Origin of the sequence: Streptomyces albipurpureus (assembly GCF_023701525.1) — a bacterium.
GTDB classification, from domain to species: Bacteria; Actinomycetota; Actinomycetes; order Streptomycetales; family Streptomycetaceae; genus Streptomyces; species Streptomyces albipurpureus.
On the sequence record NZ_JAMQAW010000102.1, the window covers coordinates 1 to 23552 of the forward strand.

The following is a 23552-nucleotide window of genomic DNA, read 5'->3' on the forward strand; positions in this document are numbered from 1 at the left end:
CTGGGTTCCTCTCATAAAACCCATCTGACCTGCTATCACCACCCCCCGCATCCCGGGGGAACCTCAGGGTGGCATGTGGGTGCAGGTTTCGGATGGGGTGTGCGGGGGGTGTCCGCTGGTTTCTCGGCGGGGTAGGTGTCCAGGTGGCAAGCGGGTGCAAGTCTCGGCGTGGGGGCGCGCAGGGGGTGTCCCCGGAAGCGATCGACGGCAAGACCCGCATGCCGGATCAAAGGAGCTTCGGGCCGTCGACGCTGAGGAGTCACCCCCGATAGCACCCCCACCCCCACCAACAAAGGCACCCCCGCCCCAAGGGCCAAGCCCCCACCCCAGGTGACGCCGCCAGAGCAGGCTCCCCACCCCGAGCAATGGTCACCGTGTCAGGACCGGTCCCTGTCGGGGCCGCTACCTCAGCCTGTCCGGCGTTTGAGGACGGAACCCTCCACCCCGGGTGAGGTCACTCAACGCAGTGGCGTCCAGCTGAGGGGCCCAAGGCCCTTGCAATGGTCACCGTGTCAGGACCGGTCCCTGTCGGGGCCGCTACCTCAGCCTGTCCGGCGTTTGAGGACGGAACCCTCCACCCCGGGTGAGGACACCCAACACAGCCGCCCCCAGCCCAAGAGCCAAGACCCTCAGTCCAGGACCCCAGTCCAGGACCCCAGCCCAAGACCCCCCCAGCACCCCCCTGACTCCTTGACGATCAGGACGCGCCCGATCAAGATTCGTTCAACAGTTCGTCGAAGCCGATACTGGGGGCGTGCGTGGTCGACCAGCGCGGGGAACTGCGGTTGCGTTCCATGCGGGTGGTCACCCCGGACGGAACCCGGCCCGCCACGGTGGCCGTGTCCGATGGCAGGATCACCGCGGTACTACCCCATGACAGCGCAGTGCCCCCCGGCGTTCCCTGCGAGGACTTCGGTGCTGACGCCCTGCTTCCCGGTCTCGTTGACACCCACGTCCATGTGAATGACCCCGGTCGCACGGAGTGGGAAGGGTTCGCGACCGCCACCCGCGCCGCGGCAGCCGGAGGTATCACCACCCTGCTCGATATGCCCCTCAACTCACTGCCACCCACCACCACCGTCGCCCATCTGCGGACCAAGCAGCTCACCGCCCGCCCGCAGGTGCACATCGACACCGGCTTCTGGGGTGGTGCGATCCCGGGCAATACCGCTGACCTGCGGGAGCTTTACGCGGCCGGAGTCTTCGGTTTCAAGTGCTTTCTGTCTCCATCCGGGGTGGAGGAGTTCCCCGCACTCGACGAGGAACAGTTCGCGGGCACGATGGCCGAGACCGCGGCCCTTGGCGCACTCCTGCTCGTGCACGCCGAGGACCCCCACCAACTGGCCACCGCCCCTCAGCGGGGCGGCCCCCGCTACGCCGACTTCCTCGCCTCCCGTCCCCGTACCGCCGAGCACACCGCCATCGAGACGGTGATCTCCCACGCACGGCGGCTCAACGCACGGGTCCACATACTCCATGTGTCATCCGTCGGCGCGCTCCCGCTCATCGCGGCGGCAAAGGAGGAAGGCGTACGGATTAGCGCCGAGTCCTGCCCTCACTTCCTGACCCTCACAGCTGAGGAAGTCCCCGATGGCGCGACCCAGTTCAAGTGCTGCCCGCCGATTCGTGAGTCGGCGAACCGGGATGCGCTCTGGGCCGGTCTGGCCGCTGGCACCCTCGACTGCGTGGTCTCTGATCACTCGCCGAGCACCGTCGATCTGAAGACCCGGGACTTCGCCTTGGCCTGGGGTGGTATCTCCTCGCTCCAACTGGGCCTTTCCGCGGTCTGGACCGAGGCCCGTCGGCGCGGACACACCCTCGATGAGATGGCCGTCTGGATGGCCGCGGGTCCCGCGCGGCTGGCCGGGCTCAGTCACAAGGGCGCCATCGAGGTCGGCCGAGACGCCGATTTCGCGGTCTTCGCCTCCGAGGAGACCTTCACCGTCGACCCCGCTCGGCTTCACCATCGCAACCAGATCACCGCCTATGCGGGCCGGACTCTTCGCGGTGTGGTCCGATCGACCTGGCTGCGCGGTAGCCGTATAGCTGACCACGGCACCCCGTCCGAGCCAGTGGGCCGGCTGCTCGAAAGGAGCGCCTGAGCATGACGGACCAACTGGGTCCCGCGCGGTCGTGGAGCGCGAGCGACCCCCTGAGCGGCAACCACCCCCTGAGCAGGCCCGCCCTCCTCAGCGCGACCGAACTGCTGAAGGCAACCGACCCGCCGAGCGGCATTGATCAGCCGACCACCTCCGACCGGCTGCCTCTGATGGGGAAGGGCCCACTGAGCATGTCCGTAGCGCCATCCGCGTCCACCGTGTCGCTTCCGCCCTCCTTCACCGGCGCCGCTGCTCCCTTCAGGGGCGGTGACGCCTTTGCCGACTACCGCACGGCTGACTTCCCGTTCCTCCTCCACCCCGATCTCGCCGCGCGAGAGCTCGGCGCGGCGGTCATCGCCGCCAACGACGAGTTCTTCGCCGAGCGGGAGAATCTGCTGAAGCCGGGGCCCGCACTGTTCGATCCAGGGGACTTCGGCCACAAGGGCAAGGTCATGGACGGCTGGGAGACCCGTCGTCGCCGCGGTGCGGACGCCCAGACGCCGCATCCCGCCGACGGCGACCACGACTGGGCGCTCGTCCGGCTCGGGGCCCCCGGAATCATCCGGGGGATCGTCGTCGACACCGCTCACTTCCGGGGCAACCACCCCCAGGCCATCTCGGTCGAGGCAACCGCTGTCGCCGGTTCACCCGCACCGGAGGAACTCCTGGCAGCAGGGGTGCGGTGGACCGTACTCGTCCCCCCTACCTCCGTGGGTGGCCATGCCGCGAACGGCTTCGTTGTCGACGCCCAGGCGCGATTCACCCATCTACGGCTCAACCAGTACCCCGACGGCGGCATCGCACGACTCAGGGCATACGGCGAGGTGGCGCCGGACCCCGGCTGGCTGTCGGCGTTGGGCACCTTCGACGTCGCGGCCCTGAAGAACGGCGGAGTGGTCGAGGACGCCTCCGACCGCTTCTACTCCCCGCCCACCAACACCATCTGGCCCGGTCGATCCCGCAAGATGAACGACGGCTGGGAGACCCGCCGCCGTCGCGACCACGGCCATGACTGGATTCGCTACCGGCTGCTCGAACAGGCCGAGATCCGTGCCGTGGAGATCGACACCGCCTACCTGAAGGGGAACAGCGCGGGCTGGGCCGCGCTGTGGGCCCAGGACGGACCTGATCAGCCCTGGGTCGAACTGCTGCCGAGGACCCGACTCCAGCCCGACACCAACCATCGCCGCGTCCTTCAGAACCCCGTGGTCGCCCGCCATGTCCGGCTCGACATCTACCCGGACGGCGGGATCTCCCGGCTGCGGCTGCACGGCTCCCTGTCGCCCGCTGGCGCGGCCCGACTCATGGCCCGCCACCAGGAGCTCGACGGCTGAGCCGGCCTACCGCGGACGGTTCCGACCGCCGTTCGGGTTCCGCCTGGATCCGTTCGAGAGCCGCCGATGAATTTCGGGCACGTATCCGGTCTCAGTTGATGACCGCAACACCACCGGCACCACCGGATACGCAACGAAAGCAGGCACCGGCCATGGCAAAGCTCTCGATCACCACCTTCCTCAGCCTCGACGGCGTCATGCAGGCACCCGGCGGGCCCGGTGAGGACCCCAGCGGAGGCTTTGACTCCGGCGGTTGGTCCGTGCCCTACGGCGATGACGACTTCGGTCGCTTCGCCACGGAGGTCTTCGATCGCTCCGGCGCGTTTCTCCTGGGCCGGCGGACCTATGAGATCTTCGCCGGGTACTGGCCCAAGATGACCGACCCCGACGACCCGATCGCCTCCCGGCTCAACTCCTTGCCCAAGTACGTCGCGTCCACCACCTTGGACCACGCGGACTGGGCCGGCACCACCGTCATCGGTACCGACCTCGTACGGGAAGTCACCGACATCAAGAGGCGCACCGAGGGAGAGGTGCAGATCCACGGCAGCGGCTCACTCGCCCGCTCCCTGATGGCGCACGATCTGATTGACACCTTCCATCTGCTGTTCTTTCCCGTGGTCCTCGGCAAGGGGCTGCGACTCTTCGCCGATGACGCGGTACCCACCGCCCTACGGCACACCGAAGCCCGCACCACCAGCACGGGCGTCGCCATCCACACCTACGAGCTCGCCGGCCGCCCCACCTACGGCAGCTACTAGGGGTTCGCCCGCAATCCCCACCACGAAGTACGGGAAGGCCCTGAGGCTTGAAACGGCCTACGCATATCGCTCATCTGACCGTACGACAGTTGTACGGTCGAGGCGTTGCCCCGTGGCGGTACCCATGATGAGGTAGCCCCTCAAGGGGGAGCGATCCGGGTGGTTCAGCCGTCTTCGGGGAGGAGACGGCCCGGTGTGCGGACGATGGGGCAGCAGATCCGTACGGCAGACGATCCGGTGCTCTCGGGGCGTACCCGAAGTGCTGGAGACGGAGCTGAGCCGTGCAGGGACTGGGGTACTACATACCTGCCATCATCGGGATCGCGATCTTCGCCTTCAAGCTTCCCGATCTGATCCGGGCCTGGCACGATCCACTGCTGCGCGCGGTCGAGGGACTACTTCTCGTCGCCAGCGCCGTCTGGGTCTTCGCGGCGCCCCCGACCATTTCCACGGTCAACCGTCTCACCGGCATCCCCAACTTCTCCGCGCCGCTGGTCTACTGCATCCTGACCGCGTTCTGCGCCTCCTGTCTCATACTGATCATCACCTGGCGTGGTGAGGACCCCGAGAAGACCCGGCGCGCCACGCGCTGGGTCTTCTCCGTCTACTCGGTGGTGATCGTCACCCTGCTGGTGTTGTTCGCCCTCGCGGACGCGCCCGTTGAGCGGCTGCGCGATCTGGACACGTACTACGCCAACACGCCTTACATGCGCGAGATGATCGTGCTCTACCTGCTGGCCCACACCGCCGCGGTCGTGGTCACCACCGTGATGTGCTGGCGCTGGTCGAAACGGGTCCAGGGCTGGCTGCGTACCGGACTGGTGCTGATCGTCATCGGCTACTTCGGCAATGTCGGCTATGACGCGGCCAAGTTCGGCGCGGTGTTCGCCCGTTGGACCGGCCGGGACTGGGACTGGCTCAGCACCGACGCCGCACCGCCCCTGGCCTTTGTCTCCGCCCGCTTCATCGGTGCCGGGTTCTTCCTGCCGCTGATCGGACAGCGCTTCCAGGCCCGCTGGAGCGATGAGCGCACCTATCGGCGCCTCGGCCCGCTCCTGCGTGAGTTGCGCTCGGCCTCCGCCAGCCGGCCGGCACCGGAGATGGTCGCCCCCTGGGCCCCCGCCGAACTCCGCCTGACCTACCGGGAGGCGGACATCCACGACCACATCCTGTTGCTCAACCCCTACTTCGACCACGCCTTACGGGAGAAGGCCGCGCTGGCCGCCCGCCTCCACCGCCTACCCGCCGACCAGGTATGGGCCATCGGCACCGCGGCGATGCTCGTCGGTGCCGTACGGGCCAGGATCGCCGACCCCGATGGGACCGTTGTGGGTGCCGCGGAGGCGTACAGCCTCGAATCGATCGAGAAACCCGAAGACCTGGTACGCGTCTCCCGGGCGTTACGCCACCCCCTTGTCTTCGCCGTACAACACCAGCGCCCCGGCAGGAGAACGGCCACCGATGCCTCGCACGGATAACGCAGATAACGCAGAAAATACGAACAACACGGAAAACACGGACAACACAGATAGTGCCGACAACGCGGACAGCGCCACGCCGTCCCCTCGTCGGATCGTCATCATCGGTGGCAGCCTCGCGGGCCTGCTCGCCGCGGCCGCCACCGCCGAACACGCCGATGAGGTGATCGTGCTCGAACGCGACACCCTTCCCGTCGGCCCCCAGCCGCGCATCGGACTGCCCCAGGCCAGCCATGTCCATCTGCTCTGGTCGGGTGGCGCGCGGGCGATGGAGGCACTGCTCCCCGGTACGGTGCACGCCCTCCTGGCCGCTGGAGCCCGCCGGGTTCCCGTACCGACCGATATGGTCGCCTATGCTCCGCGAGGCTGGTTCCGGCGCTGGAACCGCCCCACCTCCCACTACGTCATGACATGTAGCCGCGATCTCCTTGACTCCGTGATCCGATCCCGTATCCGCCCCCACCCACGGATCACCATCCGCGAACAGACCCAGGTGCTCGGTCTCACCGGGGGACGCCGGCAGATCACCGGCGTACGCGTCAGAACACGCGACGGCGTGGCAGGGACCATCCGAGCCTCCCTGGTCATCGACGCCAGCGGCCGGGGCTCGCGCGCACCCCAGTGGCTGGCCGCCCTCGGCGCACCCCGACCCGATGAGCGGTCCGTCGACTCCGGACTCGTCTACGCCAGCCGCACCTATCGGGCCCCTGACGGCACCCCTCACTTCCCCATCGTGAACGTGCAGGCCGATCCCCGAGGCCCGGGTCCGGGCCGGTCCGCCGCACTGCTGCCCATCGAGCAGGGGCGCTGGCTGGTCACCCTGGCCGGCACCCGCGGTGGCGAACCCTCCGGCGACCCGGACGCCTTCCTCGCGTTCGCCTGGTCGCTGCGCCATCCGATCGTGGGTGATCTGATCGCCGGCGCGAAGCCACTGACCGAGGTGACGGTCACCCGCAGCACGGTCAACCGCCGCCGTTTCTACGAGCGGATGAAGAACCCGCCGGAGGGTTTCGCCGTCCTCGGTGACGCGGTCGCCAGCTACAACCCCGTCTATGGACACGGGATGTCCGTCGCAGCGCAGGGCGCGCTCGCCCTACGGGAGACGCTGCGCCGACATGTGCCGGGCACCCCAGGACTCACCCGCACCCTCCAGCAGGAGCTCGCCCGGCCCGTGAGCGCCGCCTGGTCCCTGGCGACCAGCCAGGACGCGCTCTACCCGGGAACGGGCCGAAGACCCTCCGCGGTCGAGCGAATACAGGCGGCCTATGCCAGCAGACTCCAACTGGTCTCCGCATCCAACTACCGGGTCGCCGTGGCACTCACCGATGTGATGAGCCTCCAACGCCCCGCCTCCAGGCTGCTGCGCCCCGATGTGGTGCTGGCGGCTCTACTGGGCCCGCAGTTCACCCCGCTCGACGGCCCACCGCTCACCCGCGCCGAACTGGCGGTGGCACACGGCCGCACGGAAGGCCCCTGGTCCGCCCCTGAGGGTCCGTCGCCTACTTGAGACTGTCGCCGATCATGCACAGTGCGAACCCCACCACCGCGATCACGATATTGGCGAACAGCGCGCGATCCTCCAGAAAGCCCACGTTCTCCGTGAGCAGGCGGGTGGCCGCCATCAGGTCGAACCAACCGGTCAACTCGCGCAGCACACCGCACCCACCGAGGAACACCAGGAGCCCGCCGACGCCTTCGAGAGTCTTCTTCATGGTTCCGATCCTGAGCCGCGATCTCGATGGCCCGCGTCGGTCCTCGGGATGTGTCCGTGCGCCAGAAGTCTCCACTACGCAGACTTTGGTAGCTTCCCCACTCCGACGGCTCGGCGCCCCGCTGCGCGCTGCGTAGATTGGCCGATATGACGCGTACGGAATACCGCTGGCTGCTGCCCTCGGCCATGGCGGGCTCCCTCGATCCGCAACTGCCGGGCAGGGGGCCGAGCGGCGACCCCGCCCGACCCAGGGCCAGACCGCGGCGTACCGTACGCGACTGGATCGTCGACACCGTCACCTTCGTCCTCGCCGCGCTCGTCGGAATGGCCGCCGCCGACGTCAGCGACCAGGTGAACCACTCCGAGGCCGTCGTCCTCATCGACCAACTCGTGGGCGCCGCCACCTGCTGCGCCCTGTGGCTGCGCCGCCGCTGGCCCGGGGAGCTCGCCGTGCTGCTCGCCGTCGTCAGTGTGCTGAGCCCGGTCGCCGGCGGCGCGTTCATCATCAGTCTCTTCAGCCTCGCCGTGCACCGGCCCTTCCGGCCGGTCGCCCTTATCGGTCTCCTGTCGCTGGCCGCCGCCCTGGCCAGCCCCGTGCTCCGACCGGACCCCACCACCGATCTGCTGACCTCGATCATCGGCGGCGCCGTCTTCGTGCTCCTCGCGATCGGCTGGGGCATGTTGGTCAGGGCCAGGCGCCAACTCGTCATCGTCCTCCGCGAGCGGGCCCACCGCGCCGAGACCGAGGCCGAACTGCGTGCCCAGCAAGCCCAACGCCTCGCCCGCGAGGCCATCGCCCGTGAGATGCACGATGTACTCGCCCATCGACTGAGCCTGCTCAGCGTCCACGCCGGCGCGCTGGAGTTCCGCCCCGACGCACCACCCGCCCAGGTCGCCCGCGCCGCCGGGGTGATCCGCGACAGCGCACATGAGGCGCTGCAAGACCTACGCGAGATCATCGGGGTGCTCCGTGCCCCGGGCGACAGCGATGGAGGCGACCGGCCGCAACCGACGCTCGCCTCCTTGGACGCGCTGATCACCGAGTCCCGGCAGGCCGGTATGAGCGTCCTCCTCGACAACACCATCAACGAGCCGGTCGCCGTCCCCGCCGCCATCGGGCGCACGGTCTACCGCATCGCTCAGGAAGCCCTGACCAACGCCCGCAAGCACGCCCCAGGGGCGGAAGTCACCCTGGCCGTCACCGGTGGGCCGGGCGACGGCCTCGTCGTCGCCGTGGACAACCCCGCCCCCAACGGTGAGATCGTCCCGGTTCCCGGTTCGGGCCAGGGACTGATCGGGCTGAGCGAACGCGCGATGCTCGCCGGCGGCACCTTGGAGCACGGCAGGACGGGGGACGGCGGATTCCATGTACGGGCATGGCTACCGTGGGCCGCATGACTATCCGGCTGCTCGTCGTCGATGACGACCCCCTGGTCCGTGCGGGCCTCTCCCTGATGCTCGGCGGAGCCGACGATCTGGAGATCGTGGGGGAGGGGAGCGACGGTGGAGAGGTTCCGGGACTGATCGAGCGGCTGGCGCCCGATGTGGTGCTGATGGACATCCGCATGGAGACCGTGGACGGACTCACCGCCACCGAGGAGTTGCGCCGTAGACCCCACGCCCCCGAGGTGCTCGTCCTCACCACCTTCCACGCGGACGACCAGGTGCTACGCGCCCTGCGGGCCGGAGCCGCCGGCTTTGTCCTGAAGGACACTCCGCCCGCCGAGATCGTTGCCGCGGTCCGCCGAGTGGCGTCCGGAGATCCCGTGCTCTCCCCTGCGGTGACCCGACAGCTGATGAGCCATGTCGCCGAGCAGGCCCCTGACCGAGGCCCGGACCCACGGAGAACGGCTGCGGCGGTCCGCATCGACGGCCTCGCCGAGCGGGAGCGGGAGGTGGTCATGGCCGTGGGGCGGGGCCAGTCCAACGCCGAGATCGCCGGAGCCCTCTATATGAGCGTGCCCACCGTCAAAACGCATGTCTCGCGCGTACTGGCCAAACTCGGTCTCAACAACAGGGTGCAGATCGCCCTTCTCGCCCATGACGCCGGTCTGTTGGACGACCAGCCGTAGAGCAGGGCGAATGAGGACCTTTGAGCCGGAGGCGCACCGGACTTCACCGCCGAACCGCCCCGCTGGCGGCACTCTGATCCCCGCCGGGGGGTTCTCGTGGGACTGGCGATGGTAGGGCCCGTCAGCGACGACGTCTCAACGGGTCCGGATCTCCTCGATCTCGACCGGTCGGTGCTCACGACGGGACAGCTCACACGCCTCAGCGATCCTGAGCGCCGCCAGTGCCTCCCGGCCGTCACAGGGATTCTCCCCACGGCCCACCACCATCCGCAGAAAGGCGTCCAGCTCGGCTTCGTAGGCGGGGGCGAACCTCTCCAAGAACCCCGGCCACGGTTTGTCGGCGGCCCGCGGGCCCCTGGGTTCGGTTGAGCTGATCGGCGTACGGTCATCCAGCCCGACCGTCACCTGGTCCAACTCCCCGGCCAGCTCCATCCGTACGTCATAGCCCGCGCCATTGCACCGGGTCGCGGTCGCGGTCGCCAGGGTGCCGTCGTTCAAGGTCAGCACCGCCGCCGCGGTGTCCACATCGCCCGCTGCCCGGAACATCGCGGGTCCGGCGTCCGAACCGGTCGCGTACACCTCCACCACCTCGCGGCCGGTCACCCAGCGCAGTATGTCGAAGTCATGCACCAGGCAGTCCCGGTACAGCCCGCCGGAGAGGGGGAGATAGTCAGCCGGCGGTGGTGCGGGGTCCGATGTCATCGCTCGTACGGTGTGCAGTCTGCCCAGCCGGCCCGAGCGCACCAGTTCCCGGGCAGTCCGGTACCCGGCGTCAAAACGGCGCATGAATCCCAGCTGAAGCTGGGTGCCCGCGGCTTCCACCTCCGAGAGCGCGGCGAGCGTCCCCGGGATGTCCGCGGCGATCGGCTTCTCACAGAAGGTCGGCAGCCCCATGCGTGCCGCCCGGGCGATCAGCTCGGCGTGCGATGCCGTCGCGGAGGCGATGACCAGCGCGTCCACTCCCCAGGTGAAGATCTCCCGGGCACTGGGGGCGGCGGTGGAACCCGTACGGTCGGCCACGACTGCCGCGCGCACCGGATCGGCGTCGGCCACCACCAGCGAACCCACCTCCCGGTGGCGGCTGAGCACGTTCGCGTGGAAGGTGCCGATACGTCCCGTACCGATGAGTCCGATGCGCATGGGGAAAAAATGGGGGCGGGCACACCACCGTGTCAAGGCTTTGTCCTGACAACATGACTTCATGTCTTCCCGTCACCAGGGGCGACGACTACGCTCTGCCCGTGCCCAAGCAGCCCAGATCCGGGACGGACGCCGCCCCGTCCCTCCAGCTGAGTGTGGACCGCACCAGTCCGGTTCCGCTCTACTTCCAGCTTGCCCAGCAGCTGGAGACGGCCATTGAGCAGGGGATACTCACCCCCGGCAGACTCCTCGGCAATGAGATCGAGCTCGCCGGCCGACTGGGTCTCTCGCGGCCCACCGTGCGCCAGGCCATTCAGTCGTTGGTCGACAAAGGACTGCTGGTGCGCCGTCGTGGCGTTGGCACCCAAGTGGTCCACAGCCACGTCAGACGCCCGCTGGAGCTCAGCAGCCTCTACGACGACCTGGCAGCGGCGGGCCAGCGCCCGGCCACCGTCGTCCTGCACCTCACCACCGAGGCCGCGAGCCCCGCGGTCGCCGCGGCGCTCGGGGTCGTCGAAGGTGTGGAGGTACAGCGCATCGGGCGGGTGCGATACGCCCATGGAGAGCCCATGGCGCTGCTCACCAACCATCTGCCCGCCGGACTGCTCGACTGCCGCACGGCCGAACTGGAGGCCACTGGCCTCTATCGGATGATGCGAGCCGCCGGGATATCCCTGCACAGCGCCCGGCAGGCCATCGGCGCGCGCCCAGCCACGGCGGCGGAGGCCGAACTGCTCTCCGAAGGCCCGGGTGGACCGGTGCTGACCATGGAGCGCACCACCTTCGACGCCACCGGGCGGGCCGTCGAGTTCGGCTCCCATGTCTACCGCGCCTCGCGGTACACCTTCGAGTTCCAGCTGCTGGTACGCCCCTGACGGCACCCGGCCGGCCATCGTCGGCCCGTCGGCGGGGACAGGGCGATGACACCAGGACGCCCCCTTCGCCCGCCTCGCTCCGTTCTTGCGTCAGGATGTCCGGACAAACCCTTGACGGCGTTCACCACCCGCCGTACAACTCCCGAAGCCGTAGTCGTGCGGCCCGCGACCACCGGGCGGCCCCCACCGCTCCCCGTCGCGTCGAATCCGGCACCAGGAGTGTCCGATGACCTACCCGGCGTACCCGATGCCCACCCCCCGACCTGCCGTGACCCATACTTGGGCGGCCGGGGCGAGCCATTCCGCTTCCCGGCCGCAGCAAACAGCAGTAGGGCAAGAAGGACAGGGGCACGGCGTCGTGGCAAGGGCAAGGACAGGGGTACGCGTACTTGGCGCGGTGCTGGCGGCGGTGCTCGGAGCCTCCCTGATGGGATGCAGCAGCACCGGCGGCAAACGTGCCGAGGATGCCCGCAAGGCCCAGGCCGCCGCCGGGAAGGCCGCGGTCAGCACACCGCGCTGGACCTTCGCCATGGTCACCCACTCGGGTGATGGCGACACCTTCTGGGACATCGTCCAGAAGGGCGCGCGCGAGGCTGCGGCCAAGGACAACATCAACTTCCTCTACTCCAAGAGCGATGAGGGCCAGCAGCAGGCACAGCTGGTCCAGGCCGCCATCGACAAGAAGGTCGACGGGCTGATCGTCACCCTCGCCAAGCCGGACGCGATGAAGGCAGTCGTCACCAAGGCCGTCGCCGCTGGCATCCCCGTGATCACCGTGAACTCCGGGTCGGAGCAGTCCACGGCATACGGCGCGATCACCCACATCGGCCAGGACGAGACCATCGCCGGCGAAGCCGTCGGCGAGGAACTGAATGAGCGCGGCCGAAAGAAGGCGCTCTGTGTCCTGCACGAGCAGGGCAACGTCGGCCATGAGCAGCGGTGTGCCGGAGTGAAGAGCACCTTCGACGGTACGTTGCAGAACCTCTATGTCGATGGCACCAACATGCCCGACGTCCAGGCGTCCATCGAAGCGAAACTCCAGGCCGACCGCTCCGTGGACGCGGTCGTCACCCTGGGCGCGCCCTTCGCGGACACCGCAGTCAAGGCGAAGAAGACCGCCGGCAGCAAGGCCGAGATCGACACCTTCGACCTCAACGCCAAGGTCGTGACCGGTCTCCAGGACGGCAGTCTGGGCTTTGCCGTCGACCAGCAGCCCTATCTCCAGGGCTATGAGGCGGTGGACCTGCTCTGGCTCTACCGCTACAACGCCGATGTGCTCGGCGGTGGGAAGCCCGTACTGACCGGACCGCAGATCATCACCAAGGCGGACGCCGCCAAGCTGGAGGACTACACCAGGCGGGGGACCCGATGAGTGCGTCCGCACCCCCGGCCCCCACCCAGGAGCCGGGCGCGGCCGATGAGCGGCTGCTGCACACCTCGGCGCTCCGCAGGCTGATGGGCCGGCCCGAACTGGGCTCGGTCGTCGGAGCCGTCGCGGTCTTCCTCTTCTTCTCCCTGGTCGCCGACTCGTTCCTCCAGGCCTCCAGCCTCTCCACCGTGCTCTACGCGTCCTCGACGATCGGGATCATGGCGGTGCCGGTGGCGCTGCTGATGATCGGCGGCGAGTTCGATCTCTCGGCCGGTGTGCTGGTCACCAGCTCCGCCCTGATCTCCTCGATGTTCAGCTATCAGATGACGGCGAACGTCTGGGTGGGCGTCTTTGTCTCGCTGCTGGTCACCCTGGCCGTGGGAGTCTTCAACGGGGTCATGCTCACCCGTACCAAGCTGCCCAGCTTCATCATCACGCTGGGCACGTTCCTGATGCTCACCGGCCTGAACCTCGGCTTCACCAAACTGATCAGTGGCACGGTCTCCACCAAGTCGATCGCCGACATGGAGGGCTTCGAGTCGGCGAAGGCCCTCTTCGCCCATGAGTTCGTCCTGGGCGATGTCACGATCAAGGTCACCATCCTGTGGTGGATCGCGCTGGTGGCCATCGCCACCTGGGTTCTGCTGCGCACCCGCTTCGGCAACTGGATCTACGCGGTCGGCGGTGGGGCGCACGCGGCCCGCGCGGTCGGTGTGCCGGTCACCCGGACCAAGATCGGCCTCTATATGGGCGTGGCCTTCGCCGCCTGGGTCTCCGGCCAGCACCTGCTGTTCTCCTTCGACGTGGTGCAGTCCGGCGAAGGCGTGGGCAATGAGCTGATCTACATCATCGCGGCCGTCATCGGAGGCTGTCTGATCACCGGGGGCTACGGTTCCGCGATCGGATCGGCCGTCGGCGCGTTCATCTTCGGAATGACCAGCAAGGGCATCGTGTACGCGGAGTGGGACCCCGACTGGTTCAAGTTCTTCCTCGGGGCGATGCTGCTGCTGGCCACTCTGCTCAACGCATGGGTCCGCAAGCGGGCGGAGGCGACACGATGACACAGGTCTCCCTGGTCGAGTTGGAGAACGTCAGCAAGTTCTACGGGAACATCCGCGCCCTCGAAGGGGTCTCCCTGGCTGTCCACGCCGGTGAGATCACCTGCGTACTCGGTGACAACGGCGCGGGAAAGTCCACCCTCATCAAGATCATCGCGGGCTTGCACCAGCATGACTCCGGCAGTTTTCTGATCGACGGCGAAGAGACCCGGCTGGCCAGCCCGCGCGAGGCGCTGGACCGGGGCATCGCCACCGTCTATCAGGACCTCGCCGTGGTTCCGCTGATGCCGGTGTGGCGGAACTTCTTCCTCGGCTCGGAGCCGACCTTGGGCAAGGGGCCCTTCAAACGGCTCGATGTGCAGAAGATGCGCGAGACCACCCGGTCCGAGCTGTTGCGGATGGGCATCGACCTACGGGATGTGGACCAGCCGATCGGCACCCTCTCGGGCGGCGAACGACAGTGTGTGGCCATCGCCCGGGCGGTTCACTTCGGTGCCAAGGCGCTGGTCCTGGACGAGCCGACCGCGGCACTCGGCGTCAAGCAGTCGGGTGTGGTGCTCAAGTACGTGGCCGCCGCGCGGGACGCCGGGCTCGGCGTGGTGCTGATCACCCACAACCCCCACCACGCCTTTCTGGTCGGGGACCGATTCGTCCTCCTCAAGCGCGGGGTGATGGCGGCAAGCCACACCAAGGAGTCGGTGACCCTGGATGAGCTCACCCGCCAGATGGCGGGCGGTAGCGAGTTGGATGACCTCCGCCATGAGCTGGAACGCGCTCCGACCCCGCCGATCCCCAAGAACCCAGGCCGCGCGGACTGATCGAGCCGAGTGACGCTCCGGTCCCGGAGCGAAGGTCTGGGACCGAAGCGTCACTTGCCTCCGACTCCGGGCCCTCACCTCGACGCCGGTGCCTGCCCCGGGCGGCCGGGGGCTAGAGCCGTCTGACCATCATCCCCAGGACCTGGTCCACCGGGCACGGCCCGTACTGCTTGGAGTCCTGACTCAACGGATGGTCCCCGATGGCCACGAAGTGGCCGGGCGGCACCCGCTCGGCGTCACCCGCCACCCCCTTGGGCATCGCGTCCCCCTCTATGGCCACCACTCGCTTGATGAACCAGGACACGGCACCCAGATCCCGGGAGACCGGGGGCTGCTCCCGCCACCCGCGTGCCGGATCGGGGTCCGGCGAGGCGATCACCGCGATACCACCCGGCCGTAGTCCGCTCACACCGCGACGGATCAACACCCGGCCCCCGGGCAGCAGCGTCGGCGCCATACTGTCGCCCCTGACGGTGATCGCCACAAAACTGCGATGGACGAACCACGCGCCACCGGCGACGATCAGCACACCCGCGCCCGCACCGCCGAGCCCCCAGCCTCCCCATGTGGTCAGCACCGGCCCTCCGTTTCCGCTCTCTCGGTGTATCCGGACGCCTGGAGCCGGAAGAGACGCGCATAGGTTCCCGAGCCTTGGACCAGCTCCGCGTGGCGGCCCGACTCGATGATCCGGCCCTCGGCGAGCACCACGATCCGGTCGGCCCTGCGCACGGTGCCCAGCCGGTGGGAGATCAGCAGACTGGTGGCGTCCTCGCGGTACGCGCTCAGTTGCCGATGCACCCGCTGCTCGGCCTCCGGGTCCAGGCCAGCGCTCGGTTCATCGAGGATCAGCAGGTCCCGGCCCTCGCGCATCATCGCGCGCGCCAGGGCCAGCCGCTGCCACTGCCCTCCGGACAGCGTCATCCCGGCCCCTTCCGCACCCTCGTCTCCCGGCTCGTCGAAGATCCGGGACAGCAGTGTTCCGTACCCTTGGGGCAGCGCCGTCACCACGTCGTGCACCTCGGCCCGCCGGGCGGCTGCCATGACCCGATCCATCTCGGTACGGTGCGCGAGGTCGCCGATACCGATGTTGTCGGCCGCGGAGAAGTCGTACTCCACGTAGTCCTGGAACACCGCGCTGATGCGATCCCGCAACTCGGCCGGGTCCAGATCGCGGAGATCAACCCCATCCCAGCGGATGGCACCCCGGATCGGGTCGTACAGCCGGCAGAGCAGTTTCACCACAGTGGACTTGCCCGCCCCATTGAGCCCGACGAGCGCGAGCGACGAGCCGTGGGGGAGCGTGAAACTCACCCCGCGCAGCACCCAAGGTGCCGCTTCGCCATAGCGGAACCAGACATCGTCGAACTCGATCCCCTGACTCAGCTTCGGTGTGCTCAGCGGAGCGCTTGGCACCGGTAGATCGGGTTCCGTGCGGGTCAGATCCGTGTAGTGCCCGAGGAGCAGCAGCGCCTGGTACGCACCGGTGCCCTGGAGGATGGTGGCGGTCAGCGCGCCCTGCACTCCCGAGACGGTGGCGATGAAGGCCGACACCTCACCCACGGTGTGTTCTCCCCGGAGGGCACCGGTGATCATCCAGGCCAGTCCGCCCGCGGCGATGACCGCTCCGAGTGCGCACAGAGGCCCCTGACGCACCAGGGTCCTTCGATCCAGCCGCTCCTCGGCCGCGTTGATGTGCCGGGTTTCGTGGTGCATCCGCCCCAGCAGAAAGCCACCGAGCCCAAACAGGCGGACCTCTTTGATCGCGGTCAGATCCAGCAGCATCCGCTGGTAGAAGAGCTGCCGGCGATTGCGGGGGCTGATCGAGTACATCAGCCGCGCCCGCTCCCTGCTCAGGGAGAGCTCCACCGCCAGCGCGGGCAGCGCGGCGACCACCGTGATGACGGTCATCAGGGGGGAGACGGTGGCGAGCACGGCGATCAGGGACACCACGGTGAGGAACTGCTGGACGACGGCGAAGAGCGACATCGTGATCCGGTCAGGTGCGGAGAAGGCGGCGTCCTGCGCCAGCCGCATTCGGTCCAGGAAGGCCGGGGACTCAAATCTGCTGAGTCCGATGAAACGATTCACCGCGCCATAGAGTTGATCTTGAACCAGAAGGATGATGCCGCGCTGAAGTCGCGAGCGCGCGTAGTCGGAGACTCCTGGCAGCAGCGCGTACAGCGTGGTCAGTACCCCCAGCGTGGCCACCAGGGGCAGGGCGGCGGGGCCATGGAGTCCCTCGCCGGGTGCGATGCGGTCGAGGACCTTCATCGTGCAGAGGGTGATTCCCGCGGGCAGCAGCCCCTGGGCGATGGTCAGCAGCAGAAAGGCGAGACAACTGCCCGGTCCCGCCCGCCAGGTCAGCGCCATCGCCTCGACGGTGCGGCGGATGAGATCCCGCCGGCCGCCGGAGGTGTCCAGGGCGTGCGGGGTCATGCCGCGACCATGTCTTCCAGCGGTCGGGCGCCCGCTTCGGCATGGGTGACGATGCCATCGGCGTCGACCAGGACGGTCGTGGGTGTGGCGGATATCCGGAACGCGGCGCTCAGTTCACCGGGGAAGGGCTCCACGACCAGACTCGCCACCCCGGCCAGCGGCTCGGTCAACTCCTCCGCATCGGATACCTCCCCGACGACGACCACGATCATTCGATCGGCTGCGAGACCGGTCGACCTGGCGTGTGCCACCAGATGGGGGACGAGCGCGGGACAGGCCGGACAGTTCGTGGACAGAAAGGCCAGGACGGCGGGCCGTCCGGTGAGGTCCGCCCGGCTGATGCCCCGGCCGGAGAGCGTGGTGGTGGCGAAGTCCGGCAGTTCCTGGCCGGGGCGAGGCCCGCTCTCCAGGGGCCTGTTCCGCTCCTCTTCCTGTCGGCGCAGCCGTCGGATCACCGCGGTGAGCAGCAACAGGTTGACTAAGCCGAGCGCTCCGACGAGTACCAGGCCGGCAACGACGAAAGCCATCTTTCAACTCCAGTTGAACGGGTGCGGGTGGGAGCCACCGGGGACGGGCGTGGAGGATCGCGCGCACGCTGAGAACGGGAGGGCCCGCTGTCCTCGCGCGCCGGATCAGGATTCAGGTCTGCTGCGGCGGTCGCGAAAGCCACCGGGGGTGGCCGACGAGGTGCCGCACGTCCCTGGTCGGCATCGCCGCGCGGCGATCAGAACGTGTTCGCGCGGGGAGACGGGTCTTCCGCGGCGGGTCCGACCGCCGCGGCGGGGAACTGGGCCGTCTGGCGTCGAGGCCCTGGCGGGGCGCCCGGTGGCGCGGGCAGAGAACGTCTCGTGGTGCGTCCCGGCCAGGTGCGGGGGAGTGCCGGGGGCATCGCGGTGATCAGAGGGCCCGACGAGGGGTACGCGCGGCAACGCGGTCGATGCCAGCGCCGGGGAATCGACCTGGCGGGGTCGCGGCGGCCCTGGTGGGGGAGCGACCGGCGCTCCCGGCGACCGGGCCGGCAGTCCCCGCGATCGGCGGCCCGACCTCGGCGGCACAGTCATGGGAGGTCTTCGCGACTGCGTCAGGTGAACGTCGGGCTGACCGTGTGCACGCCTGGCCTCGGCCGCGCGCAGACGGGTGAGGGGTGTCAGTGGAAAGAGGGGCTGTACGTGCGATGGCACCGGCTGCCGCCCCCGCCGGCTACTGGCTGACCACAGCCGGACCGCATCCGGCATACCACTCCTTTCGAACCTCGCTCCGCGTACCGGTGCCGGCCCGCTCCGCTCGGACACCGCCGAAGCGGGCCGGCACTCGCTCCTAGCACCAACCCGTGTGTCGCCAGGCGGAGCAGTAGGGCTGGGTGCAGTGGTAGCAGCAGCGCTCGAACCGGCGTAAACCGTATTTGCAGTCGTACTCCTTGTACGAAGGGCAGCCGGTGGCGCAGCTTGCGGCCTGTGCCTCCGCCTCGGGTACGAATTTGCTCAGTAGTGCATCGCCGATCTTCCTCAGGGCGTTCACAGGGTCCCTCTCATCGGAGATGAAGCGTGTGAAGTGGATCACTGGACTAGACCTATTCGCAATGTGCTCCTGCTATTTGTGACTCGGGTCACATTCCGTTTGTGTGCCTTCGTGGGCAGCTCTCGCTCCCCATGTCCTATGAGCGCCAAAGTGGCAGAATCGGCCCTGGCGGGCGCCGTCCGCCGCCGGGCCCGAGGTGATGCTGCTCATCGCGTGCCGACCGGCCCCCACGACACCAGGGACGATGCGACCCGTGCGAGCACCTGCCCCCCTCCGCTCGGCAACTCCAGGCGGCGCCCGGTGAGCACCTACCGCGACTTCGCGCACCGCGGCTCCGCCCGTGCCACCGTTCTGCGCACCGTCGGCACCCGTGAGCGCCGCTCCCACCTCACGGCACCGCGCGTGCCCACCGTCGGCATCGACATCGGCGGTACGAAGGTGATGGCGGGCGTCGTCGACGCGGACGGGGTGATCCTGGAGAAGCTCCGCACCGAGACCCCCGACAAGTCCAAGAGCCCCAAGGTCGTCGAGGACACCATCTGCGAACTCGTCCTCGACCTCTCCGACCGCCACGATGTGCACGCGGTGGGCATCGGAGCGGCCGGCTGGGTCGACGCCGACCGCTCCAAAGTCCTCTTCGCACCCCACCTCGCCTGGCGCAACGAACCCCTGCGCGATGCGCTCTCCGCACGCCTCGCCGTCCCCGTGCTGGTGGACAACGACGCCAACACCGCGGCCTGGGCCGAATGGCGCTTCGGCGCCGGCCGGGGCGAAGACCATCTGGTGATGATCACCCTGGGTACCGGTATCGGCGGCGCCATTCTGGAGGATGGACAGGTCAAACGAGGCAAGTACGGGGTCGCCGGCGAGTTCGGGCATATGCAGGTGGTGCCCGGGGGGCATCGTTGCCCCTGCGGCAACCGAGGCTGCTGGGAGCAGTACAGCTCGGGAAACGCGCTGGTCCGCGAGGCCCGCGAGCTGGCCGCTGCGGACTCGCCCGTCGCCCACTCCCTGATCGACCGGGTCGGCGGCAACATCGGTGACATCACCGGCCCGCTCATCACCGAGCTGGCCCGGGAGGGCGACGCCATGTGCGTCGAGTTGTTCCAGGACATCGGCCAGTGGCTCGGCGTGGGCATCGCCAATCTGGCCGCCGCCCTCGACCCGTCCTGCTTTGTCATCGGCGGCGGCGTCAGCGCCGCCGACGACCTGCTCATCGGCCCCGCTCGGGACGCCTTCCGCCGCCATCTCACCGGCCGCGGCTACCGCCCGGAGGCCCGTATCGCCAAGGCGGAGCTGGGTCCCGAAGCCGGCATGGTGGGGGCCGCGGATCTGGCCCGGCTGGTCGCCCGCCGCTTCCGCCGCGCCAACCGGAGGCGGGTGGAACGCCATGAGCGCTATGAGCGGTACGCCCAGGCCCTCCGCAACTCCACATCGGTGCGCCCCACCCCGGAGCCCTAGCGCTGCCACACCACCGGCGGCTTCCCGAGTGCACCGGGGCGCCCGCAGCCATGGAGGGGAGCGGGGCGTGCGCTCGCGTAGATGTCTTCACCCAAGCGCCGGTCGGTCTCGGCGAGCTCCCAGCCAACGGCCGCGCCGCCCCACCGGGCTCAGGGGCCTTCCGGCGGCCCCTCGGGTGGCGTCCCGCCGCCCCCTACCGCTCGGGAATCGAAGAGTCCGCTTCCATGCCCCCTGCTGGGGGCCCGTACACTTCAGTTCCGATCGAGCACCCCCAGGAACCCACGTCATGACCGTGCCCCGCCAGCCCACGTCCCCGGACGAGAGCTTCCGCCCCCCCGAGGGCAGGCGGCATATGCTCCTCCGCCGCTGGCTGACCGCGATCATCATCGTGCTCCTGGTGGGCATCCCGGCCGGCTATCTGGTGATCTCCGCGGAGCAGAGCCGCGACAGCGGGCGCGACAAGGCAACCGAGTCCTCGGCACAGGGGCTGCGCGACAGTTGGCCGTCCCAGATGAAGCGGCGCATCTTCGAGGTGCCCATCCCGCCGAAATCCAAGAAGGTCGCCTACTTCGAAACCAGCAACTGGAAGACCAGTCGACTGTATGTGCAGTTCAACACCACCGCGGAGGGTCTTGACCTCTTCCTGGAAGGCGTCGGCACCAGCCGGGCCGAGCTCCTCTACGGTGAGATCACCATCGGGTCGCGAGATGCCCGGACGGTCGGTTGGAACTTCACCTCCGAGAAGATCTGGGCCGGTGCCACCCATGACCAGAGCAGGCCGCGACCCAGCCTGGACATCACGGTCGACCTGACCAATTCCAGCCACCCCAGGGTGTATGTCGTCTCCCAAACCACCCCTTAACACCCTTGCGGCGGACCGTAGAAGACGGCTGCGGGCTGCGAGCGATGCCGCCTTCCGGGCCGCGGCTCGCCAGGGGACCGCGGCCCGTCGCACCGCGATTAGTCCCGGTAGCGCAAACTCACTACCGTGGAGCGGGTGAGTGAGACGCAGACTCCCCCCAACGAACAGAACCCCACCGGTGAGCAGGCTTCTGCTGACGCCTGGATAGCGGACGGCGGTCGGACTCCCTTCGACGGGCAGCTTCCCGCCGCCGGACAGGCGCCACCCGAAGTGGTTCCCGATGCCTCCGTGACGACACAGAACTCCCCGCAGACGCTCCAGTACCGGATCGACGGCGCGGAGGACGCGCCCGTGCTCATCCTGGGGCCGTCCCTCGGGACGACCTGGCATAGGTAGTGCATCGCGTCCTGTGTGATCCAGTTGGTCCAATTCGGTCGCGTAGGTCCAGGTCGGAGCCTGACGTCCCGGGGGAATCCGGCCAGTCTGTGAGATCTGTGTGAGAGATTGAGAGCCGCTTGTAGCAGCAGATGGCGGCGGCGAGGCCAAGAAGACCATCACCTGACAGTGAGGATTAGTAATGGCATCGCCCGGAGGTCTGACTCTTCCCCTGACTGATGCTTCGGTTGTCCTTCGCGGGAGTCGTCGGCCTGGCGGGTGACCGGTCGGCGCGGATGATCCTGGGCGCCCCCGCCCGCAGGGGGCGCCCAGCGGATCCGGCATGGCACGTGGGCCCGTCGGGCTTGTCACTGCTGGGTCTGGTCGGTTCTCTCAGCAGAGTGGCGGGATGGACAGCGACGAGGTGCCTCAAGCTGGTTGGTGACCTGCGTGCGGCTCTCGGAGAGTTCCCTAGTCACGACGTATTCAAGCGTCGAGGAAGGCCGATGTACCCGTCCTGACCGACGAACTCTCTGTGCGCAGCCGACGAACCACTGCCGCCCGTCTGACCCTGGCCCAACCTGCCGGCCGATGGCCGTCACACGTCGGCCTGGATCCCGGCCGACGAGTTGCACGGTGAAGTGAGGGCTGAGGCATGGGTCGCCGAACTCGACTGGGGCCTTATCGCCTGAGGTCGACGGGGAAGCGGCCGGTCGACCTCAGGAAACGTCCGCATCCAGGAGATCAGTTGAAGATCACGGACGCGGACGGCAACACGCCAGACCGTCCGATTGCGGGACTCGAACTCCGTCACCGGCTGTGGTCCCGCGCGGAGGGCCGTAGCCGGGGCCGCCGGGCGACGGGGCTGCGGAACTTGCTCCTGCACGGCACCCGCCCGCAAGTGGACCTGGCTGGAGATCCTCCAGATCCCTCTCGAACTACTGGCTTGGGTGCCCATGCCCGCCCTGACCGGTCAACCCGGAGCTGCTAGAGCGCCGCACCTCATCTACAAGCCGTTGCGTAATAGTTGTGACAGCGACCTACAGACGCATATTCCTCAATCTCGCTAACCTCGGTCTTTCATGCATCCCCGGCAGGGCACTGCCGGGGATGCATGAAAGACCGAGGTTAGGCCCGGGCAGCATTGTATTCTGGCTCTCCACTGTCAAGCACACGTAGCAGGGACGCGGTGACCACACGAGTTGAGCAGCCAACCTTGAGTACCCGACAGGGGAACTCGCCCCGACGGGCCAGTTCATAGCCCTTCGCCCGCGAAAACCCCAATGCCTTCGATGCGTCCGCGATGCTTCCTGTTCCGTCCCACGTAGCTCGAATGCGTGCGGGACTGTACTGCGATTCCGTTAGCTCGGCGGTCTCTTGTCGCAATTTAACACTCCAGATAACTCTCGGGTCGCGTTCAGCGAATCGGGCTAAGAGCCTGTGTGCCTTCCAGGTCGTAAGCGCTGACCGGGCGTAGTAATGACGTATCCGTGATCCGTAGGATTCACCAGCTTGATGGCTGGCGTTGACGCCACAGTCGGCTGACGGGTGGTCTTGGTGTAGTGCTGCGGACGCTGTGCAACAGCGATGGTGGCGAGCCGAGTTGGTGCCCGGCAAGTATCGAGTACCCGCTATCGCCCTCCCTCGATACTCCTATCGGTTTTCACTTAGCAAGATTATGTCAGGCGTCTCGATTGGTCAATCAGTTCTTTCGGGGTCCATATGGAGTGCCACTTGATTGCCTAGTCGGCGTCTATGGTGATTGTCGGTCTCTTGGTTCGCGGCGCTGCGGTAGAGCCTTCGTGGCAAGGTCAGCAACTTCAACGGTGAGTCGCTGCTTGGAGATGTCTGGCCCCCGCCAGGCGGCAGGTGCAGCGCGGGTGGAGCCGCGGATCGCACAGCCGAACTCCGGACCGTGTCTAGTTGCGCTTGGTGCGCTTCGCGATGACCTGATTGATGTAGACGCCCTGTCGAGGGCACGTTGTCGTCCGGGAGCATCGTTCCGGAGCCGTGCGGGAACGGAGCTGACGCGGTCAGGTGGCGCGGGGGCATCTCGGATGTGACCGCAGACCGGGACCACAGTTTCATTCCGTCCGTGGGTCAAGTCTGGACTGGGGGTCACACCCCACCCGTGTGGGTTCGGTTGCCACGCCAGGTGAGCGCACGGCAACCACACGAGATAGGG

At 68.2% G+C, this 23552-nt stretch carries 19 protein-coding genes and 2 pseudogenes; 15 read left to right on the top strand and 6 right to left on the bottom strand.

The features are described from left to right. Positions 1-758: 758 nt before the first annotated feature. From allB to NBG84_RS38895, 5 genes are all read left to right on the top strand, one after another. A complete protein-coding gene (allB, locus tag NBG84_RS38875) occupies positions 759-2102 on the top strand; it encodes an allantoinase AllB (protein WP_308312160.1) in 1344 nt (447 codons plus the stop codon). A gap of 188 nt (positions 2103-2290) precedes the next feature. Next, a complete protein-coding gene (gene alc / locus NBG84_RS38880) occupies positions 2291-3433 on the top strand; it encodes an allantoicase (protein WP_250924480.1) in 1143 nt (380 codons plus the stop codon). 152 nt (positions 3434-3585) lie between these two features. Continuing rightward, positions 3586-4194: a dihydrofolate reductase family protein gene (locus tag NBG84_RS38885; RefSeq protein WP_250924453.1), complete on the top strand. Its 609-nt coding sequence runs from the start codon at positions 3586-3588 to the stop codon at positions 4192-4194. 281 nt (positions 4195-4475) lie between these two features. After that, positions 4476-5672: an MAB_1171c family putative transporter gene (locus NBG84_RS38890; RefSeq protein WP_250924454.1), complete on the top strand. Its 1197-nt coding sequence runs from the start codon at positions 4476-4478 to the stop codon at positions 5670-5672. Continuing rightward, entirely contained in the window at positions 5656-7179 is a 1524-nt protein-coding gene (locus NBG84_RS38895) for an NAD(P)/FAD-dependent oxidoreductase (RefSeq protein WP_250924455.1), read from the top strand. Before NBG84_RS38890 ends, NBG84_RS38895 begins: the two co-directional genes overlap by 17 nt. Here NBG84_RS38895 and NBG84_RS38900 read toward each other — a convergent pair. Beyond that, positions 7172-7384: a hypothetical protein gene (locus tag NBG84_RS38900; protein WP_250924456.1), complete on the bottom strand. Its 213-nt coding sequence runs from the start codon at positions 7382-7384 to the stop codon at positions 7172-7174. The genes NBG84_RS38895 and NBG84_RS38900 overlap by 8 nt on opposite strands. Before the next feature lie 146 nt (positions 7385-7530). Between NBG84_RS38900 and NBG84_RS38905 the strand changes: the two genes are divergently transcribed. Both NBG84_RS38905 and NBG84_RS38910 read left to right on the top strand, forming a co-directional pair. Beyond that, positions 7531-8781 carry a sensor histidine kinase gene (locus NBG84_RS38905; protein WP_250924457.1) on the top strand — a complete coding sequence of 417 codons (1251 nt, stop codon included), beginning with the start codon at positions 7531-7533 and terminating at the stop codon, positions 8779-8781. Then, positions 8778-9455: a response regulator gene (locus tag NBG84_RS38910; protein WP_250924458.1), complete on the top strand. Its 678-nt coding sequence runs from the start codon at positions 8778-8780 to the stop codon at positions 9453-9455. Before NBG84_RS38905 ends, NBG84_RS38910 begins: the two co-directional genes overlap by 4 nt. Before the next feature lie 135 nt (positions 9456-9590). Here the strand turns inward: NBG84_RS38910 and NBG84_RS38915 are convergent, their stop codons facing one another. Next, positions 9591-10595, bottom strand: a complete 1005-nt coding sequence (locus NBG84_RS38915) for a Gfo/Idh/MocA family protein (RefSeq protein WP_250924459.1) — start codon at positions 10593-10595, stop codon at positions 9591-9593. 101 nt (positions 10596-10696) lie between these two features. Between NBG84_RS38915 and NBG84_RS38920 the strand changes: the two genes are divergently transcribed. The 4 genes from NBG84_RS38920 to NBG84_RS38935 all read left to right on the top strand — a co-directional run bounded on the left by NBG84_RS38920 (position 10697) and on the right by NBG84_RS38935 (position 14715). Continuing rightward, positions 10697-11470: a GntR family transcriptional regulator gene (locus tag NBG84_RS38920; protein ID WP_250924460.1), complete on the top strand. Its 774-nt coding sequence runs from the start codon at positions 10697-10699 to the stop codon at positions 11468-11470. Between the two features lie 358 nt (positions 11471-11828). Beyond that, on the top strand, positions 11829-12842 hold the full coding sequence (locus NBG84_RS38925; RefSeq protein ID WP_250924461.1) for a sugar ABC transporter substrate-binding protein: 1014 nt from the start codon (positions 11829-11831) through the stop codon (positions 12840-12842). Further along, the gene (locus tag NBG84_RS38930) at positions 12839-13900 is read left to right on the top strand and encodes an ABC transporter permease (RefSeq protein ID WP_250924462.1); all 1062 of its coding nucleotides are present in this window, start codon (positions 12839-12841) and stop codon (positions 13898-13900) included. The genes NBG84_RS38925 and NBG84_RS38930 overlap by 4 nt, the downstream gene beginning before the upstream one ends. Beyond that, positions 13867-14715 (top strand): ATP-binding cassette domain-containing protein, encoded by an 849-nt coding sequence (locus tag NBG84_RS38935; protein WP_250924463.1) that lies wholly within the window; start codon positions 13867-13869, stop codon positions 14713-14715. The genes NBG84_RS38930 and NBG84_RS38935 overlap by 34 nt, the downstream gene beginning before the upstream one ends. Positions 14716-14827: 112 nt before the next feature. On the opposite strand, the gene NBG84_RS38940 is transcribed toward NBG84_RS38935, so the two are convergent. The 4 genes from NBG84_RS38940 to NBG84_RS38955 all read right to left on the bottom strand — a co-directional run bounded on the left by NBG84_RS38940 (position 14828) and on the right by NBG84_RS38955 (position 18669). Next, the gene (locus NBG84_RS38940) at positions 14828-15292 is read right to left on the bottom strand and encodes a S26 family signal peptidase (RefSeq protein ID WP_250924464.1); all 465 of its coding nucleotides are present in this window, start codon (positions 15290-15292) and stop codon (positions 14828-14830) included. Further along, complete coding sequence (locus NBG84_RS38945) at positions 15286-17151, bottom strand: ABC transporter ATP-binding protein (RefSeq protein ID WP_250924465.1); 1866 nt, start codon at positions 17149-17151, stop codon at positions 15286-15288. The genes NBG84_RS38940 and NBG84_RS38945 overlap by 7 nt, the downstream gene beginning before the upstream one ends. After that, a complete protein-coding gene (locus NBG84_RS38950; protein WP_250924466.1) occupies positions 17148-17678 on the bottom strand; it encodes a TlpA family protein disulfide reductase in 531 nt (176 codons plus the stop codon). The genes NBG84_RS38945 and NBG84_RS38950 overlap by 4 nt, the downstream gene beginning before the upstream one ends. Before the next feature lie 790 nt (positions 17679-18468). Further along, positions 18469-18669, bottom strand: a complete 201-nt coding sequence (locus NBG84_RS38955; protein WP_250924467.1) for a hypothetical protein — start codon at positions 18667-18669, stop codon at positions 18469-18471. Positions 18670-18969: 300 nt separating this feature from the next. Between NBG84_RS38955 and NBG84_RS38960 the strand changes: the two genes are divergently transcribed. From NBG84_RS38960 to NBG84_RS38975, 4 genes and pseudogenes are all read left to right on the top strand, one after another. Next, a complete protein-coding gene (locus tag NBG84_RS38960) occupies positions 18970-20130 on the top strand; it encodes an ROK family glucokinase (RefSeq protein ID WP_250924468.1) in 1161 nt (386 codons plus the stop codon). Positions 20131-20416: 286 nt separating this feature from the next. Further along, on the top strand, positions 20417-20992 hold the full coding sequence (locus tag NBG84_RS38965; RefSeq protein WP_250924469.1) for a hypothetical protein: 576 nt from the start codon (positions 20417-20419) through the stop codon (positions 20990-20992). Between the two features lie 135 nt (positions 20993-21127). Then, positions 21128-21382 (top strand): annotated as a pseudogene (locus NBG84_RS38970) (bifunctional 3-oxoadipate enol-lactonase/4-carboxymuconolactone decarboxylase PcaDC); the annotation flags it as partial. A gap of 590 nt (positions 21383-21972) precedes the next feature. After that, positions 21973-22344, top strand: a pseudogene (locus NBG84_RS38975) (IS1380 family transposase); the annotation flags it as partial. Positions 22345-23552 lie beyond the last annotated feature (1208 nt).

Bases quoted from the DNA above. Each gene is read 5' to 3' on its own strand.
- alc (WP_250924480.1), top strand. From the start codon at position 2,291: ATGTCCGTAGCGCCATCCGCGTCCACCGTGTCGCTTCCGCCCTCCTTC.
- NBG84_RS38885 (WP_250924453.1), top strand. From the start codon at position 3,586: ATGGCAAAGCTCTCGATCACCACCTTCCTCAGCCTCGACGGCGTCATG.
- NBG84_RS38895 (WP_250924455.1), top strand. From the start codon at position 5,656: ATGCCTCGCACGGATAACGCAGATAACGCAGAAAATACGAACAACACG.
- NBG84_RS38900 (WP_250924456.1), bottom strand. From the start codon at position 7,384: ATGAAGAAGACTCTCGAAGGCGTCGGCGGGCTCCTGGTGTTCCTCGGT.
- NBG84_RS38905 (WP_250924457.1), top strand. From the start codon at position 7,531: ATGACGCGTACGGAATACCGCTGGCTGCTGCCCTCGGCCATGGCGGGC.
- NBG84_RS38910 (WP_250924458.1), top strand. From the start codon at position 8,778: ATGACTATCCGGCTGCTCGTCGTCGATGACGACCCCCTGGTCCGTGCG.
- NBG84_RS38915 (WP_250924459.1), bottom strand. From the start codon at position 10,595: ATGCGCATCGGACTCATCGGTACGGGACGTATCGGCACCTTCCACGCG.
- NBG84_RS38930 (WP_250924462.1), top strand. From the start codon at position 12,839: ATGAGTGCGTCCGCACCCCCGGCCCCCACCCAGGAGCCGGGCGCGGCC.
- NBG84_RS38935 (WP_250924463.1), top strand. From the start codon at position 13,867: ATGGGTCCGCAAGCGGGCGGAGGCGACACGATGACACAGGTCTCCCTG.
- NBG84_RS38945 (WP_250924465.1), bottom strand. From the start codon at position 17,151: ATGACCCCGCACGCCCTGGACACCTCCGGCGGCCGGCGGGATCTCATC.
- NBG84_RS38950 (WP_250924466.1), bottom strand. From the start codon at position 17,678: ATGGCTTTCGTCGTTGCCGGCCTGGTACTCGTCGGAGCGCTCGGCTTA.
- NBG84_RS38965 (WP_250924469.1), top strand. From the start codon at position 20,417: ATGACCGTGCCCCGCCAGCCCACGTCCCCGGACGAGAGCTTCCGCCCC.